Source organism: Sphingomonas sp. J315 (genome assembly GCF_024666595.1).
In the GTDB taxonomy this organism is placed as follows: domain Bacteria; phylum Pseudomonadota; class Alphaproteobacteria; order Sphingomonadales; family Sphingomonadaceae; genus Sphingomonas.
This window is the reverse complement of the sequence record NZ_CP088296.1, coordinates 3,821,318-3,836,937: the sequence shown is the minus strand read 5'-3', so window position 1 is coordinate 3,836,937 and position 15,620 is coordinate 3,821,318. Positions and strand designations below refer to the sequence as shown.

At 65.9% G+C, this 15,620-nt stretch carries 16 protein-coding genes and 2 pseudogenes; 7 read left to right on the top strand and 11 right to left on the bottom strand.

Translation table 11 applies throughout. The annotated features are described in order from the left end of the window. The first annotated feature begins 58 nt into the window (after positions 1 to 58). On the top strand, positions 59 to 430 hold the full coding sequence (locus tag LRS08_RS19455) for a PAS domain-containing protein (protein WP_260481138.1): 372 nt from the start codon (positions 59 to 61) through the stop codon (positions 428 to 430). On the opposite strand, the gene arsC is transcribed toward LRS08_RS19455, so the two are convergent. The 5 genes and pseudogenes from arsC to LRS08_RS19430 all read right to left on the bottom strand — a co-directional run bounded on the left by arsC (position 427) and on the right by LRS08_RS19430 (position 4,515). Next, entirely contained in the window at positions 427 to 762 is a 336-nt protein-coding gene (gene arsC / locus LRS08_RS19450; RefSeq protein WP_257845641.1) for an arsenate reductase (glutaredoxin), read from the bottom strand. The genes LRS08_RS19455 and arsC overlap by 4 nt on opposite strands. After that, a complete protein-coding gene (gene accC, locus LRS08_RS19445; protein ID WP_260481137.1) occupies positions 759 to 2,120 on the bottom strand; it encodes an acetyl-CoA carboxylase biotin carboxylase subunit in 1,362 nt (453 codons plus the stop codon). Before accC ends, arsC begins: the two co-directional genes overlap by 4 nt. 4 nt (positions 2,121 to 2,124) lie before the next feature. Further along, positions 2,125 to 2,600 (bottom strand): annotated as a pseudogene (gene accB / locus LRS08_RS19440) (acetyl-CoA carboxylase biotin carboxyl carrier protein). A 65-nt stretch (positions 2,601 to 2,665) separates the two neighbouring features. After that, positions 2,666 to 3,100, bottom strand: coding sequence for a type II 3-dehydroquinate dehydratase (gene aroQ, locus LRS08_RS19435; RefSeq protein ID WP_257845642.1), 435 nt, complete (start codon positions 3,098 to 3,100; stop codon positions 2,666 to 2,668). A gap of 59 nt (positions 3,101 to 3,159) precedes the next feature. Next, positions 3,160 to 4,515 carry a CHAT domain-containing protein gene (locus LRS08_RS19430; protein WP_257845643.1) on the bottom strand — a complete coding sequence of 452 codons (1,356 nt, stop codon included), beginning with the start codon at positions 4,513 to 4,515 and terminating at the stop codon, positions 3,160 to 3,162. Positions 4,516 to 4,603: 88 nt separating this feature from the next. On the opposite strand from LRS08_RS19430, the gene thiS reads away from it, so the two are divergent. Then, positions 4,604 to 5,593 (top strand): sulfur carrier protein ThiS, encoded by a 990-nt coding sequence (thiS, locus tag LRS08_RS19420; RefSeq protein ID WP_308223048.1) that lies wholly within the window; start codon positions 4,604 to 4,606, stop codon positions 5,591 to 5,593. Here thiS and LRS08_RS19415 read toward each other — a convergent pair. Further along, positions 5,590 to 6,246: a hypothetical protein gene (locus LRS08_RS19415; protein WP_260481136.1), complete on the bottom strand. Its 657-nt coding sequence runs from the start codon at positions 6,244 to 6,246 to the stop codon at positions 5,590 to 5,592. The genes thiS and LRS08_RS19415 overlap by 4 nt on opposite strands. After that, positions 6,207 to 6,803: a class I SAM-dependent methyltransferase gene (locus tag LRS08_RS19410; protein WP_257845645.1), complete on the bottom strand. Its 597-nt coding sequence runs from the start codon at positions 6,801 to 6,803 to the stop codon at positions 6,207 to 6,209. The genes LRS08_RS19415 and LRS08_RS19410 overlap by 40 nt, the downstream gene beginning before the upstream one ends. A 95-nt stretch (positions 6,804 to 6,898) precedes the next feature. Here LRS08_RS19410 and LRS08_RS19405 point away from each other — a divergent pair, with 95 nt between their 5' ends. Beyond that, complete coding sequence (locus LRS08_RS19405; protein ID WP_257845646.1) at positions 6,899 to 7,069, top strand: CsbD family protein; 171 nt, start codon at positions 6,899 to 6,901, stop codon at positions 7,067 to 7,069. A 164-nt stretch (positions 7,070 to 7,233) separates the two neighbouring features. After that, positions 7,234 to 7,554, top strand: a complete 321-nt coding sequence (locus LRS08_RS19400) for a RodZ family helix-turn-helix domain-containing protein (protein WP_257845647.1) — start codon at positions 7,234 to 7,236, stop codon at positions 7,552 to 7,554. Here the strand turns inward: LRS08_RS19400 and LRS08_RS19395 are convergent. The 3 genes and pseudogenes from LRS08_RS19395 to LRS08_RS19385 form a co-directional block, all read right to left on the bottom strand. Beyond that, a pseudogene (locus LRS08_RS19395) lies at positions 7,555 to 9,208 on the bottom strand (thiamine pyrophosphate-binding protein). It abuts the gene before it with no gap. A 49-nt stretch (positions 9,209 to 9,257) separates the two neighbouring features. Beyond that, entirely contained in the window at positions 9,258 to 10,652 is a 1,395-nt protein-coding gene (locus tag LRS08_RS19390) for a leucyl aminopeptidase family protein (RefSeq protein ID WP_257845648.1), read from the bottom strand. A 36-nt stretch (positions 10,653 to 10,688) separates the two neighbouring features. After that, positions 10,689 to 11,615 (bottom strand): hypothetical protein, encoded by a 927-nt coding sequence (locus LRS08_RS19385; protein ID WP_257845649.1) that lies wholly within the window; start codon positions 11,613 to 11,615, stop codon positions 10,689 to 10,691. A gap of 55 nt (positions 11,616 to 11,670) precedes the next feature. Between LRS08_RS19385 and LRS08_RS19380 the strand changes: the two genes are divergently transcribed. Then, positions 11,671 to 12,342 (top strand): hypothetical protein, encoded by a 672-nt coding sequence (locus LRS08_RS19380; protein WP_257845650.1) that lies wholly within the window; start codon positions 11,671 to 11,673, stop codon positions 12,340 to 12,342. Beyond that, complete coding sequence (locus LRS08_RS19375) at positions 12,335 to 12,730, top strand: hypothetical protein (protein ID WP_257845651.1); 396 nt, start codon at positions 12,335 to 12,337, stop codon at positions 12,728 to 12,730. Before LRS08_RS19380 ends, LRS08_RS19375 begins: the two co-directional genes overlap by 8 nt. Here LRS08_RS19375 and rimO read toward each other — a convergent pair. Then, positions 12,709 to 14,037, bottom strand: coding sequence for a 30S ribosomal protein S12 methylthiotransferase RimO (rimO, locus tag LRS08_RS19370; RefSeq protein ID WP_257845652.1), 1,329 nt, complete (start codon positions 14,035 to 14,037; stop codon positions 12,709 to 12,711). The two genes, LRS08_RS19375 and rimO, sit on opposite strands and share 22 nt — an antisense overlap. A 185-nt stretch (positions 14,038 to 14,222) precedes the next feature. On the opposite strand from rimO, the gene LRS08_RS19365 reads away from it, so the two are divergent. After that, entirely contained in the window at positions 14,223 to 15,617 is a 1,395-nt protein-coding gene (locus LRS08_RS19365; RefSeq protein WP_257845653.1) for a tetratricopeptide repeat protein, read from the top strand. Positions 15,618 to 15,620: the final 3 nt, after the last annotated feature.

The following is a 15,620-nucleotide window of genomic DNA, read 5'->3' as shown; positions in this document are numbered from 1 at the left end:
GCAAGGGAAAGGTCACGTGTTCACTGGACTTTAGCAACCCGGTTGCTAACCAATGTGCATGGACGCGCCCGCGCAACGACTGATGCCGATCCACGCCAGCTGGCAATGCGACCTGAGCGACGATTCGCTGACATGGAGCGACGGGGTCTATGACCTGTTCGGCCTCGAACGCGGCGCGCCCGTGCGGCGCGAGGACATTGTCGCGATGTACTCCGCCGAATCGCGTGAGGAGCTGCGGCGGCTGCGCGAAGGGGCGATTGCCGAGTGCGGCAGCTTCACGTTCGAGGCGAAGATCCGTCGCCCAGATGGCCAGTTGCGCTGGATGCGGGTGACCGCCGATGTCGTGGTCGAGGACGGGGTGGCACGCTACCTTTATGGCACCAAGATCGACGTGACCGACGAGATCATCGGAGCGGCGGTCGCGGCCTAGAGAATTTCGCGAATCGCTTCGGGCGGGCGCCCCAGCCGAACGCCCTTGTCGGTTTCGACCAGCGGGCGTTCGATCAGGATCGGGTCGGTGGCCATCGCGTCGAGGATCGCATCGTCCGACGCATCCTTGAGCAGCTTCGCGCCCGCCTCCGCCTTGCGCAGCCCGTCGCGCGGCGACATCCCGCCCTTCGCATAGAGCCGCGCCAGCTCGTCGCGCGACGTTGGGGTCTTGAGATATTCGATCACGGTCGCGATGGCGCCGGCGTCCTGAAGGACCGCCAGCGCCTCACGCGACTTGGAGCAACGCGGGTTGTGCAGGATCGTGGCGTTCACGCCGCGTCCTGCTTCGCCAGCCACTCTTCCAGCCACTTGATCGTATAGTCGCCCTGCTGGAACTCCGGCACGTCGAGCAGCGCCTGATGCAGCGGGATCGTGGTCTTCATGCCCTGACCCTCGATCACGAACTCTTCCAGCGCGCGGCGCAGACGGCGCAGGGCGCCCTGGCGGGTCGTGCCGTACACGATCAGCTTGGCGATCATGCTGTCGTAATAGGGGGGGATCTTGTAGCCCGAATAGAGGCCGCTATCGACGCGGACATTCATCCCGCCCGGCGCGTGATATTGCGTCACCTTGCCCGGCGAGGGCGCGAAGGTGCGCGGATCCTCGGCATTGATGCGGCACTCGATCGCGTGGCCGCGGAACTGCACGTCTTCCTGCCGCAGCGTCAGGCCGTGGCCTTCGGCGACGCGGATCTGTTCGCGGACGAGATCGAGGCCGGTGATCGCCTCTGTCACCGGATGTTCGACCTGCAGCCGGGTATTCATCTCGATGAAGTAGAATTCGCCATTTTCCCACAGGAACTCGATCGTCCCCGCGCCGCGATAGCCCATGTCCGCCATTGCCTTGGCACAGATCTCGCCGATGCGGTTGCGCTCCTCGGTCGACAGGACCGGGGAGGGGGCTTCCTCGAGCACCTTCTGGTGGCGGCGCTGGAGCGAACAGTCGCGCTCGCCCAGATGGATGGCGTTGCCGTTGCCATCGCCGAACACCTGGATTTCGATGTGGCGCGGGTTGCCCAGATATTTCTCGAGATAGACGGTGGCGTCGCCGAACGCGGCCTTCGCCTCGCTGCCTGCCTGCTGCATCAACGTCTCGAGCTCGTCCTCGGACGTGCAGACCTTCATGCCGCGACCACCGCCGCCCGATGCGGCCTTGATGATGACGGGGTAGCCGGCCTTGGCGGCGATCGCCTTGGCCTCGTTCAGATCGCTGATCGCGCCGTCCGATCCGGGGACGAGCGGCAAGCCGAGCGCACCAGCGGTACGCTTCGCCTCGATCTTGTCGCCCATGGTGCGGATATGCTCGGGCTTCGGCCCGACGAAGATCAGGTTATGCAGCTCGACGATCTCGGCGAACTTGGCGTTTTCGCTGAGGAAGCCATAGCCCGGATGGATCGCGTCGGCGCCGCTGATCTCGGCCGCCGAGATAATGTTGGGGATGTTGAGATAGCTTTCCGCCGCAGCCGGCGGGCCGATGCAGATCGCCTCGTCCGCCAGCCGGACATGCATCGCATCGGCATCGGCGGTCGAGTGGACCGCCACCGTCTTGATCCCCATTTCATGGCACGCGCGATGGATGCGCAACGCGATCTCGCCGCGATTGGCGATCAGGAGCTTCTTGATCTCCGGCACGGGCTTACTCGACGACGACGAGTGGCTGGTCGAACTCGACCGGCTGGCCATTATCCACCAACACCGCCTTGACCGTCCCGCCATGCGGGGCCGCGATCGGGTTCATCACCTTCATCGCCTCAACGATCAAAAGTGTCTCGCCGGCCTTGACCGACTGGCCGACGGCAATGAACGGCTTCGCGCCGGGTTCGGCGGAGAGATAGGCGGTACCGACCATCGGCGACTTGACCGCATTCTCATGCGGGGGGTGATCGATGCGGGGTCGGACGGCATCGTGACGGGGGCGGCAGTAACCGGAGCGGCGGCGGGAGCAGGCGCGGCATAGGCCATCGGCGCGGCGCTGATCGTGCGCGCGACGCGCACCTTGCGATCGCCGTCCTCGACCTCGATCTCGGTCAGGTTGGTGTCGTCCAGCACTGCGGCGAGCTGGCGCACCAGCTCGATATCCACGTGCATCCCCTTTTTATGTTCTTCGCTCATGCGACCTCGAATGGTTCAATACGCGCGCCCTGCCCCAAGCGGGCGCATGGAAAACGCGCCCTGTGTCAGAGTCGGGCGGCGGCTTCAAGCGCAAGCAGGTACGAAAGCGCGCCGAACCCTGCGATGGTTCCCTTAGCCGCACGGCCGACATAGCTCAAATGCCGGAAGTCCTCGCGGCCGTGCGGGTTGGAGAGGTGCACCTCGATCACCGGGGTACGGATGCTCTTGATGCAGTCGTACAGTGCGATGCTGGTGTGGGTGAAGGCGCCGGCATTGAGCAGCACCGCCTTTGCGCCCCGCGCCTGCGCCTCGTGCATCCAGTCGACCAGGTGCCCTTCGTGATTCGACTGGCGCAGATCGACGGTCAGGTCGAGTGCGCGGGCGCGGTCCTCCAGCATTCCCGCAATGTCGTCGAGCGTGTCCGAGCCGTAGATTTCCGGCTCGCGCGTGCCGAGGAGGTTCAAGTTCGGGCCGTTGAGGACGAAAATCGTATCGGGCATCATTGCACTCGCGAAATTGTGGCCGTGCTGTAGCGGCGCGGTGGGCGAAGGTCGAGGCTTCAACCGGATGCCGAAGGTGCCCCGAACAGGGTGAAGCTTGCCCAGGCGGCCGGATCGTCGCCGAATGCTCCGCGCGCATCGAGCTGGGCGAGGCGGAGCGCCTCCTCCGGCGGCTTGCGCTTGAGGAATGCGTGTTCGGCAAAGTGAAGCATCAGCAGCTGGGTCGCGGTGTCGCTCACGTTCCACAGGCTCGCCACGACCTGTCCCGCGCCCGCCGATACCCATCCCCGTGCGACGCCATAGGTGCCGCCGTCGAATGTCTTGCCGAGCGCGGTCTGGCAGGCGCTGAGGATCACCAGCGGATGCCACGCGGCCCATGCCTCAAACCGCTTGGTGCGCAGATCGCGCCCGTAGAGATGCCCGTCCGCCAGTGCGAGGAAGCTGCCGTCCATCGGGTTGACCGAATTGGCGAGGCCATGGGTAGCAAGATAAACGATGCTCGCCTCGCCATAATTGTCGATTCCGGCCAGCACCCGTTCGCGGGTTGCTGCCTTGCCGGTGAGGACGCGGGTGGGTGGCACGCCGAATATCCGCGCAAATGCCTGAGCCTCTTCCGCGGCGCCGGGCAGCTCGCTCCATTCATAGGCAGGATCGCTCGACAGATCCGGATTGCCGACGACGAGCGCGTTGCGCGGGTTCAGACGCGTGTCGAACACGCGGCGCGAATCCGCGAGCGTCTCGATGTCGGGCAGGATGACCGTTGACCAGCGATCGGCAAGCATCGCATCGCCAAGCGGCATCGCGGCATAGGGCGCCGACCCGGTGTCGCGGGCGGGCAGGATGAGCAGACGCCCGCGCCCCTCGGCAAGCGTCGAGGCAATGTTTCCGGGCAGGAGGCGGTCACGGGCGCGGGCAAATTCGGCGCGCGGATCGGTCGGTGCGGTGGCGGACGGCGGGGGCGGTCGCGGTGCGCCGCGCTTCACCGGCGCGCGGGTGGCCGTCCGCGCATCGACCCGCAGCGCGTCGAGCAGAAAGTCCATGCTTTGGTAGGGCTCCGCGCCGTTGCCGCTGGCAATCACGCCAGATCCATCGAGCAGCCAGCCATGCAGCCGCCCATCGGGTGCGCGCCAGTGAATCAGCGCGCATGTTGCCGGACCACCGGTGAATTGGGCGAGCCGGTGCCGGATCGACTGCAGGGTCATCAATAGCTGGCTTTGCGGAACCGTACGTCCGGGCGCGGCATAGATCCCCGTGCCGAACTTGCGGCGGAAGCCGACCGAATAGCCGAGATGGTCGCGGATCGCGAGGAGCAAGCGGGGGTCGGGCGCTGCTGGGGTCTGCGCGATGGCCGGCAGCGGCGCTGTGGCGGCGAGTGCGGCGGCACCTTCGACGAAGCGGCGACGGGAGAGCGGCATGCCGGTCCTTCCATATCTTCGCGACGGTGTTGGCCGCCCGCAAAGCTTCCTATATGCGCGCCACGAGTTCAACCGGTCAGGAGCAATCATGCACGCCGACGGCACCATCACGATCATCGTCAATGGCGAGCATCGCCGCGTCGTGGCGGGGCTGTCCCTCGCCGATCTCGCCAGCGAGCTGGGCCTGGTGCCGGAGAAAGTCGCGGTGGAGCGCAACCTGGAGGTCGTTCCGCGATCGACACTGGCGCAAGTGATGGTCGAGGATGGCGACGAGCTGGAGATCGTCCATTTTGTCGGTGGCGGCGATCATGATGACAGCTGGACGGTCGCAGGGCGGACGTTCAATTCGCGGCTGATCGTCGGGACCGGCAAGTACAGGGATTTCGCGCAGAATGCGGCGGCAGTCGAGGCTTCGGGGGCGGAGATCGTCACAGTCGCGGTGCGCCGGGTCAATGTCAGCGATCCCAATGCGCCGATGCTGACCGATTTCATCGACCCGAAGAAGATCACCTACCTCCCCAACACCGCCGGTTGTTTCGATGCCGAGAGCGCGATCCGCACGCTGCGGCTGGCGCGTGAGGCGGGGGGATGGGACCTGGTCAAGCTGGAGGTGCTGGGCGAGGCGAAGACGCTCTACCCCGACATGCACGAAACGCTGCGCGCGACCGAGATCCTCGCCAAGGAGGGCTTCCTCCCGATGGTCTATTGCGTGGACGATCCGATCGCGGCGAAGCGGCTGGAGGATGCGGGCGCGGTGGCGATCATGCCGCTAGGCGCGCCGATCGGGTCGGGTCTTGGCATCCAGAACCGCGTGACGATCCGCCTGATCGTCGAGGGCGCGAAGGTACCGGTGCTGGTCGATGCCGGGGTCGGCACCGCGAGCGACGCGGCGGTGGCGATGGAGCTGGGTTGTGACGGCGTGCTGATGAACACCGCGATCGCCGAGGCGAAGGACCCGGTTCTGATGGCGCGCGCGATGCGCCTTGCGGTCGAAAGCGGGCGACTGGCCTATCGCAGCGGGCGGATGGGGCAGCGGCGCTATGCCGATCCGTCGAGCCCGTTGGCGGGGTTGATCTAGGGGGCGGGTTTCGGCGCGGTGGTGGTCTTGGCGATGCCGCGCCGGGCCGCTGCGCCGTCGAGGAAGGTGCACAGGATCGCCTGATCCTGCTCTTTGGCGAATGCCTGTGTCTCCCGCACTTCCTTAGCGACTGCGGTGTCCGCCGCGGCCATCATCCGACCGACCTGACCGCGACACAGGGGCGCTATCGGGCTGTTCAGGCATTGGGCCAGCGCCGCCATCGTCGCAGGGGAATGCTGAGCGGCGAGATGTGTCACTCGTTCCTCGCGTGCGATGCTCGCAAAGGCTTGTCCCGCCCGAAACTGCAGGACTTCAAAGCCCCAATCTGTCGATACCCTGAATGGAACATTCTCCTCGTACAACAGATTTTCGGGATCGTATCCGCATGCCCGGATCGGCTCGTTATAGCGGGTGGAATCGACCGTGAGATTCAAACGATAACCATCCACGATGGCGCGCTGGTGCGCCTCGAAGAGTTCTTCGGCAACGACTTCGCGAGCCACCTTTGCGTCCGCTGCAGTGCCAACGCGATAGCTCGCCATTGCGGCTGGGCCGCCGATCCAGCCAATGAAAACGAGCAACAATACGCCGACCAACCATCCGATAAGCCGCATCATGCCTTCCCCACCAGCCACACCGTGAAGCCGCCGCAACTGGCGTCCTCCATCACATGATTGATCACCGCCAGCCCGCATTCGGCGAAGATCGCATTGTACTCGGCGGGAGCGAGGCTCGCGTGGAAGAGTTCCTCGCCTTCGAACTCGCCCATCGCGGTACCGCTGGCGGGGCCGGTGTTGAACAGCGCGACGCCGCCCTTGCGCAGCCAGATACTCATCCGCCGGATCAGCTTTTCCTGCTGATCCACCTCCAGATGGAACAGGCTGCACCAGGCGAGGATGCCGTCATAGGCGCCGCTGTCGCCGCCGAAGCGCATCATGTCCGCCTCAACCCATTTGTGGCGCGGGAAGCGAGTTCGGGCGAGGTTGATCAGCGTCGTCGAGGTGTCGACACCGGTCAGGTGATGGCCGTGGTCGATCAGGAAGCGCGCGATCGGCTCTCCGCCACCACAGCCGAGGTCGAGCAATTCGGCACCGCGGGGGAGCATGCGTTCGAAGCGCTCGAGCCAAGTGCGCTCGGGGAAACTACTCCGACGCGCCGCGTCGAACGCCGATGCGTGGCGCTGGTAAAGCTCGGCAATCCGCTGCGGCATCGTCCGAACCTCCGGGAAATGGCCGAAATTTCGGAACTCTCACGCGACCCGGCGGTTGATCGGGAAACCCCAACCCCGGACCAATGGAGACCATCATGGGCGAACTCGTCGACAAGATCAAAGGCAACGTCAACGAAGGGATCGGCAAGGCGAAGCAGCAGAGCAACGATCCCGAAACGCGCGCCGAGGGCGCGCAGCAGGAAGGGAAGGGCAAGGCGCAGCAATTCGCCGGCAAGGTGAAAGGTGCGCTCGGCGACGATATCTGATCGTCCCGAAATCGTGCTTAACCCGAATTAGGGCCGTTTTCTGCGGGAAACGGCCCTTTTTCATGGGCGAATCAGAATCGACTCGCGACGTGATTCGAGTCATTACATTGTTCCGGGCCGGGACGAGTCCCGGCATTGTCAGCCAACCGGGGGGCTTGACGCCGATGAACGCGATGATCGAACAGCCGATATTACCTTTCGCCAGGGGTGACTGGCGCATCGAACCGCGCGGCAGCGTGGGGTGCGCACTTGCCGAAGCGCGCCGGCGCTGTGCGATGACGATCGAGCAGGTCGCGGAAATGACCCGCGTGCCGATCCGTTACCTCGCCGCGATCGAGGCAGAGCGGTTCGACGAGATTCCGGGCGTGATCTACATCAAGGGCTTCGTAAAGGCCTTTGCCCGTGCAGTAGGGCTGTGCGAGCGCTGGGCGCTCGACGCGGTGAACGCAGCGCTTGGCGCACCGCGCCGCCGCGCGACGGACTGATCAGCCCCTTATCGCCGCGATCGTCGTTGCGGGGGTGATGAACTCGACATCGGTCTTGAGGTGCAGCAGGCGGACGCCGCGTTCGGCGAGCGCGCGGTCGAGCGCAGGGGCGAAGTCGTCGGTCCGCTCGACCGTTTCAGACCAGCAGCCATAGGCGCGGGCGAGCGCGGCGAAATCGGGGTTGTGCAGCGTGGTGCCCGACAGGCGCGCGGGGAATTCGCGCTCCTGATGCATGCGGATCGTGCCGTATGCGCCATTGTCGATCACCAGCACGAGCATGTCGGCACCATGCTGGACCGCAGTCGCCAGCTCCTGTCCGTTCATCAGGAAGTCGCCGTCCCCGGCAAGCGCGACTGCAAACTTGTCCTTGCGGCGCAGCGCGGCGGCGACGGCGGCGGGCGTGCCATAGCCCATTGCGCCGGCGGTCGGAGCGAGCTGTGACGGCTGTGCGCCGTAGCGCCAATAGCGGTGCCACCAGCCCGAGAAATTGCCCGCGCCGTTGCAGATGATCGCGTGATCCGCGTCGATCCGCTCACGCATCGCGGCGACGCACTGGCCGAGGTCGAGCGTGACGCCGTCGCGCGGCTTGGGGTTTGACCAGTCCTGCCATTCGGCATGGGCTTCGGCACCGGCAGGGCGGGGCGTTTCCGGAGCATCGGCGGCGGCGAGCATCGCTGCGAATTCAAACACCGGTGCGGCGATGCCCAGATCGGCGCGATAGACGCGGTTGAGCTCGCCCGCATCGGGATGGACATGGATCAGCGTCTGGCCGGGATGGTCCGGGGTTATCACCGTATAGCCATCCGTCGTCGCTTCACCGAGTCGCGCGCCGACGACGAGCAGCAGGTCGGCCGCCTTGATCCGCGCGACGAGCCTGGGGTTCGGGCCATAGCCGAGATTGCCGGCCCATGCCGGCGAGCTGTTGGGGATTGAATCCTGTCGCCGGAACGCCCCCGCGACCGGAATGCCCCAGCTGCGCGCGAACGCATCGAACGCCGCGCCGGTCGCAACGTCCCATCCTGCGCCGCCGACGATCGCCACCGGGCGCTCGGCGGTGCGGAGCAGGTCGAGGACGTCGGTGAAGTCCTCGGGGGCAAGACCCGCGCTGTGGCGCGTCAGCCGCGGGCGGTCGCGTGTATCGACCACGTCGAGCAGCATGTCTTCGGGCAATGCGACCACGACCGGACCGGGTCGCCCGCTGACCGCGACATTCCACGCGCGCGCAACATATTCGGGGGATCCGCGCGGCATCCTCGATCCGCGTCGCCCATTTGGTGAGGGGGCCGAAAAAGGCCGGGAAATCGACCTCCTGAAACCCTTCGCGGTCACGCATCGATCGGTCGACATCGCCGATGAACAGGATCATCGGGATCGAATCCTGCATCGCGACATGGACGCCGATGCTGGCATTGGTCGCGCCGGGCCCGCGCGTCACGAAGCAGATCCCGGGCTTGCCCGTCATCGCCCCGTCGGCGCAGGCCATGAACGCGGCGCCGCCCTCTTGTCGACAGGTGACCAGATCGACCTGCGGAACGTCGTGCTGCGCGTCGAGCACCGCAAGGAAGCTTTCGCCCGGAACGTGGAAGATGCGGTCGCAGCCCTGGGCCACGAGGTTGTCGACCAGGATGCGGCCGCCGTTGCGCGTGTTCGTCATCGCCGCACCTTGCCGCCGCGCTGTCGGGAAGTCGAGCCGGTTGCGCCGGTTACGACTTGTCGGCGTAGCGCGCCTTGAGCATCGCCCAGGTCGCGCGCAGCCCCATCGCGTCACCGCCCTTGGGACGGCCCGGCTTGGCGGCCGGGCGCCAGGCGAACAGGTCGAGATGCGCCCAGGCGATGTCCTTCGGCACGAAGCGGCGGAGGAAGAGGGCGGCGGTGATCGGGCCGGCGAAAGGTCCGTCGGGAGAGTTGACCATGTCGGCGATGTCCGACTTCAGCATCTCGTCATAGCCATCCCACAAGGGTAATCGCCACAGGGGATCTTTCACACTGTCCCCTGCGTCGAGCATCGCGCCCGCCAGCGCATCGTCATTGGCGAACAGGGCGGGGAGGTCTGGCCCGAGTGCCACCCGCGCGGCCCCCGTCAGGGTCGCGAAGTCGAGGATCAGGCCGGGCCTGACCTCGACCGCCCTGGTCAGCGTATCGCCCAGGATCAGACGTCCTTCCGCATCGGTATTGGTGTTCTCTACCGTCAGCCCCTTGCGCGTCTTGAGGACGTCGCCCGGCCGGAAGGCGTTGCCCGCGACCGAATTCTCGACCGCCGCAACGAGCAGGTGGAGCCGCACCGGCAGGCGCTGCGCCATCACCAGCCCGGCGAGCGCAATCGCATGCGCCGCGCCGCCCATGTCCTTCTTCATCAGCCGCATGCCCGCGCTCGGCTTGATGTCGAGCCCGCCGGTGTCGAAGCACACACCCTTGCCGACCAGCGCGAGCCGGGGGTGCTTGGGATCGCCCCATTCCAGCTCGATCAGCCGCGGTTCGCGCCCGCGCGCCGCCGCCATCCCGACCGCGTGGATCATCGGATAGCCCTGTTCGAGCGCATCGCCGCGCGTGACCGTCAGCGTCGCGCTGTTGGCCTTGGCAAGCGCCGCGATCTCCGCCTCCAGCTCCGCCGGTCCCATGTCGGACGCCGGAGTGTTGACCAGATCGCGGACTTTGAACGTAGCGGTGGCGAGGCGGAGGATTTCCTCGATCCGCCCTGGTTCGCCGGTCAGCAGCACGCGCGCACCCTGCGCGGTCTCGTCCTTGCGGTACCGGTCGAAGCGATATTGGGCCAGCACCCAGCCGAGCATCCCCGCTCCGGGCTCGCCGGTCGCGAGGCGATAGGTGCCTTCGGGCAATTGTTCGCCGAGCGAGGCGATGCGGAAGGGCGAAGTCTCCGCCTCGTCGCAGACCAGCAGCATCGACCAGTCATCGTCCTTGTCGGCGGGCAGGACCGCGCGGTTGCCGGCTTTGCCGGTCAGCTTGTGCGCGGCGATCGCGGTGCGGACGCGCGGCGGCTGACCCTTCAGCCAGTCCTGCCATTGGTCGGGGTGGACGACATGGATGGTGCGCGCGGGCTGGCCGCGATCGGGCTGGAGCAGGGTGGACAGGTCGGTCATCGCGGATGATCTAAGCTGCGCGCCCACCGACGGCAACTAGCGCGCCAGCCTTGTCGAGGGGGCAGTGCAGCGCTCCATCGCCCGGTCGATCATCGCGACCAGCCGGTTGCGGCTCTCGGCGAGCCGCGCGGGCTCAAGCCCCCGTTCCTGCGTCTCGAAATTCACATAGGGCAGTCCGCGCAACAAGGCGTAGTTGGACAGCGACCCGTCGCTGATGCTCACCCGCTCGAACACCACGTTGAAGTCGGCCAGCGCCAGCGCCTTGCCGCACCACGCGGAATAAGGCGAGCGCCCCGAGCGATAGGCGACATAGGCGAGGCTGTCGTCATCGTCGAACGGCCAGGCACGCCCTTGCGAAGGATGTGGCTGCATGACGTCGTCGCAAAAGCGGATCGACACCTCGCCGCGCCCCGGCGGATCGGACTGGTTACAGCGGGAGTTGCGGGTATCGAATCCGGGCGAGTTGGTGTGGAGCGCGATGATCGGCAGCGCCCCGCGCCGAACGTCGGCGAGGATCGTGTTGGCGTAAAGCGGCGTTCCATCGCGGAAATTACGATTGGGATCGATCGGCCCGCCTCGATCGACCGCGGCGTTGCGGCGGCGACCATCCTCGGCAATGCCAGAATCCACGACGATCATCACCCCGCCATAGGCCCGCACGCCAGCCAGCCCCGCTTCGAACCCGGCATTCTCGTTGTCATGCGGGACGAACCAGAGCGGACCACGTGGTTTATTCACATTCGCGATGCGAAAGAGCCGCCAAGCACCTCTTTCTTCGCGAAATTCGATACGGGTCACGGAAAGGCCGCGCCAGGTTGCGGGATCCCGATGACGGGCGAAATCATCGTCCGAAAGCGTCAGAGGATCGACCACTTCGCCCCGGATACCGCTTTCGGCCTGCGCTCCGGTCAGCGCAAGCCAGGTGGCGGGGAGCGCTGCGAGCGCGAGGCTTCGGAACATCATGGCTTGGACCCTAGGGCGGGATCAGGGCAGTTCAAGCGAAAGACGGGAGCAACAAGTGGCGCAGATCGAGACGGCGACGGAGCGGCGTAAGGCATTGCCACCCGACATCAAGCTGGGCTGGTTGTCGCTGTGGATTGGCGCGAGCGGGCGGGCGACCTGGCTCGATATCGCAGCCGAGGTGCGCGAAAGCAGCATCGACATCCTGGTGTTCAAGGGGCCGTTGATCCAGCAGGCCGACCTTAAGCCGTTCGTCCTGGCGCTGGAGGGGTTTGCGGCAGGATCGACCGACGAGGCAGTGCTCGCCTCGCCGGGCGGATCGCTCCGCATTACCCTGTCCCGGTCGAAGTCAGGATGGATGCGGCTCCACGTCTGGCTGATCTGGGGGCGGGTGGAGCATAACTTCACCTTTGGCCTGTGGCAGGAGGCGTTGGATGAGGCCGTTTCGGGCGCGCGCATGACGCTGGCACGGGTAGAGGCGGCGCGGTGCGGCTGGCGACCGCGCTTTCTGGAACTGTTCGACCGCAGCGGGCCGGGCGCGCCCCAGCCGGTTTCGGTTACGTTACCGGAAACATCCGACCGCATTGAAGACTGGGACTCGGGTATCACAACCGGCGACATCGCGTTCCGGTATGAAATTGACGGCTTCGGTTGGTACGGCGTCAAAGTGCGCGTCGGCGACGAGGTTGGCGAGTTTTGGGGGCGGGTACCTGACCGATGCGATGGGTGACATGCTACGCGGGGCGCTCGCGATGCTCGCGGGCGCGCCCAGCTTCACGTTCATGTGCCACGCCGAACCGGGCCTGACGCGGGTGACGTTCGAGCGGGTACAGACACGGGGAATCGGAGGAACGCGCATGACCGCGCGCACCCTTCATGGCTGCCATGTGCTGGTGCAGGAGGTAAACCACCTCAACGGGTCCGACGGCACGGTCGAGTTCGATGCGGTGTGCCATTCGCCGCGTGCACTGGCCGAGGCGATCTATCGGATGGCAGCACCGCATTTCGCCACGGGGACGCACCCGACAAACCCGGCTGCGCTTGCCGCGCTCGAAGGCGCGCTGGTCGCCGTAGTTGAGATGGAGATGGCTGAGGATCAGGCCAGCGGTGCGCCGTAGAGGTCGTGCTCGTCAGCGTCCTCGATCTCGACCTGGACGATGTCGCCCTGCTTCAGATGCCCGGCGTCGCGCAGGAACACGGTGCCGTCGATCTCCGGCGCATCGGCCTGCGACCGGGCGTTGGCGCCCTCGCCATCGACCTCGTCGATAATGACCTCGAGCGTGCGACCAATCTTCGCCTGAAGCTTGGCTGCACTGATCGCGGCGGTCTTTTCCATGATCCGGGCGTAGCGCTCTTCCTTGACTTCATCCGGCACCGCGCCGGGCAGGTCGTTGGCGGCGGCACCCTCGACGGGTTCGAACCGGAACGCGCCGACACGGTCAAGCTGCGCCTCGTCGAGCCAGTCGAGCAGATACTGGAAGTCTTCCTCGGTCTCGCCCGGGAAGCCGACGACGAAGGTCGACCGGATCGTGATGTCTGGCGCGATGCTGCGCCAGTTGCGCAGCCGCTCCAGCACCTTCGCCTCGTTCGCCGGGCGGCGCATCGTGCGCAACACCGACGGCGCGGCGTGCTGGAAGGGGATGTCGAGATAGGGAAGGATCAGTCCCTCGGCCATCAGCGGGATGACCTGATCGACATGCGGGTAGGGGTAGACGTAATGGAGCCGCACCCACGGCGCGATCTTGCCGAGTTCGCGGGCGAGGTCGGTCATGTGGGGCACGACCTCCGTGCCCTTCCACATCCGCGGCTCCTTGCGGATATCGACGCCATAGGCGGAGGTGTCCTGGCTGATGACCAGCAGTTCCTGCGTGCCCGCCTCGACCAGCTTCTCCGCCTCGCGCAGGATCGCGTCGGGGCGGCGGCTGACCAGATCGCCGCGCAGCGCCGGAATGATGCAGAAGGAGCAGCGGTGGTTGCACCCCTCGCTGATCTTCAGATAGCTGTAATGGCGCGGGGTCAGCTTGAGCCCCGCATCCGGCACCAGGTTGAGGAAGGCGTTGGGCGGCATCGGTGCGGCGTCGTGGACAGCGCCGACGACTTCCTCATATTGATGCGCACCAGTCACGGCTAACACATTGGGAAAGCGAGCGCGGATGACCTCGGCTTCCTTGCCCATGCAGCCGGTGACGATGACGCGGCCATTCTCCGCAATCGCTTCGCCGATCGCTTCGAGCGACTCTTCCTTGGCGCTGTCCAGAAAGCCGCAGGTGTTGACCAGCACCACATCCGCGCCGGCATAGTCGGCGGACATGGCATAGCCATCGGAACGGAGTTTGGTCAGGATACGCTCGGAGTCGACCAGATTCTTGGGACAGCCGAGCGACACCATGCCCACCTTGGGGGCTTCGGGGAGTCGCGTTGCCATGATCGGGCCGCGACATAGGCGATTTTGGGAAAAAAGATAGGGGCGGGACGGATAGCACTGCCGCGCGCTGGCCCGAACTTGTCAGTTGCGGTCGCCAGAACCCGCGTTCAAGCTGTCACGACGTTGTAAGTGCGTGTCTTTTCCAACCTAGGGGGCGGCGGCCTCGCGCAGATGGATACAGGCCAATGGTCGCATTGTGGCGGACTGCAGGACTGGTGGCGGGCGCGGGGATCGCGCTGACGGTGACGCCAGCCGCCGCACAAGGTGCGCGCGTGCCGGTGCCGCCCGAGGGGATCGCGGCCTTCAACAAGGGCGAATATGGCAAGGCGGCGGACCTCTTTGTGCCGGCGTTCGACAATTGCCGATCGGCCAATCCGCAGGGTGCCGCCTGCGCCGACATCGCATTGGCGATTGCGGTGCTGGTGGCTACGGCTGGGAACGCCAAGACCGAGCCGATGATCCTGTCGGCGCAAGCCTATATCGACACCAATGTCGGACGCGACAGCACCGACGCGCTGGCGATGTTAGGCGCTGTTACTAGTTACTACGACCGGCTGGCGAACCTGGAGAAGTATCTGCCCGTGGCCGAGCGGCGGCTTGCGCTCGCCCGAAAACTGCAAGGACCGACCGGGCGAACGGCTGTAATCGCGGCAATCGGGCTGTGCGTCGTCCAGTGGAATCTTGGGCAGGGGCAGGCAGCGATCGATCTGCTAAACCCGCTTGTCGGCAAATTACCGGACACGACGCCTGCGGATCTGCAGCTGTCCGGTCGTGTGCACGACTGCATCGGCATGGCCTATTTTTCGTTGGACCGGGTCCGGGAAGCGGAGCCAGCCTTCCGCAGGGCGCTGGCATTGTTCGAGCGTGCGGAAGGCGAAACGAGTGAACTGGCGATCGACGCCATGGCAAGTCTGGCCAACACATTGCGCAAGCTGGACCGCGAGGACGAGGCGCGCGTGATTGCGGCACGGATCGACCGGCTCGCCAAGCCGGATGCGCAGGTCCGTTCGCGCATCGACTGGGCAAAGGGGCCGGCAGCCGACCCGGTCGCTGCCGCCCGCGCCGCATTGGCGGCGGCGGAGAAGCAATTCGGCGCGCAATCTCCGGTCACCGACATGGCGAGCGCTGACGTCGGCATCGCGCTGATCGATGCCGGGCGCGTCGCGGAGGCCGAACCCTATCTCGAGCGCATCAAGGCCGCCGCTAATAACCCCGCAAATCCCGCATCGGTCCGGATCAAGTTGCTGATGGGGCAGATCACACTGACGCTCAAACAGGATGTTCGCCGGTTCGAACGCGCGATCCCTGCGATCGAACAGCTGGTGGCACTTGCCAAAAGCAGTGGTGCGGGGAGCGACAAGATCCTGATCGACTTCCAGATGTATGCCGGAACGAGCCTGTTGTTGAACGGTCAGGCACCGCGTGCCTACCCTTTCCTGACCGACGCCGGAAAGCTGCTGCTCGAACGCCTTGCCAGCTATCGCGATTTCGATGCGGCAGCCCAGCGTGAGACCCGGGAATATTCGCCGATATTCAAGTTCAAGGTTACAACGGCGTGGGTGCTGGCGCAGCGGCGCTAGGCA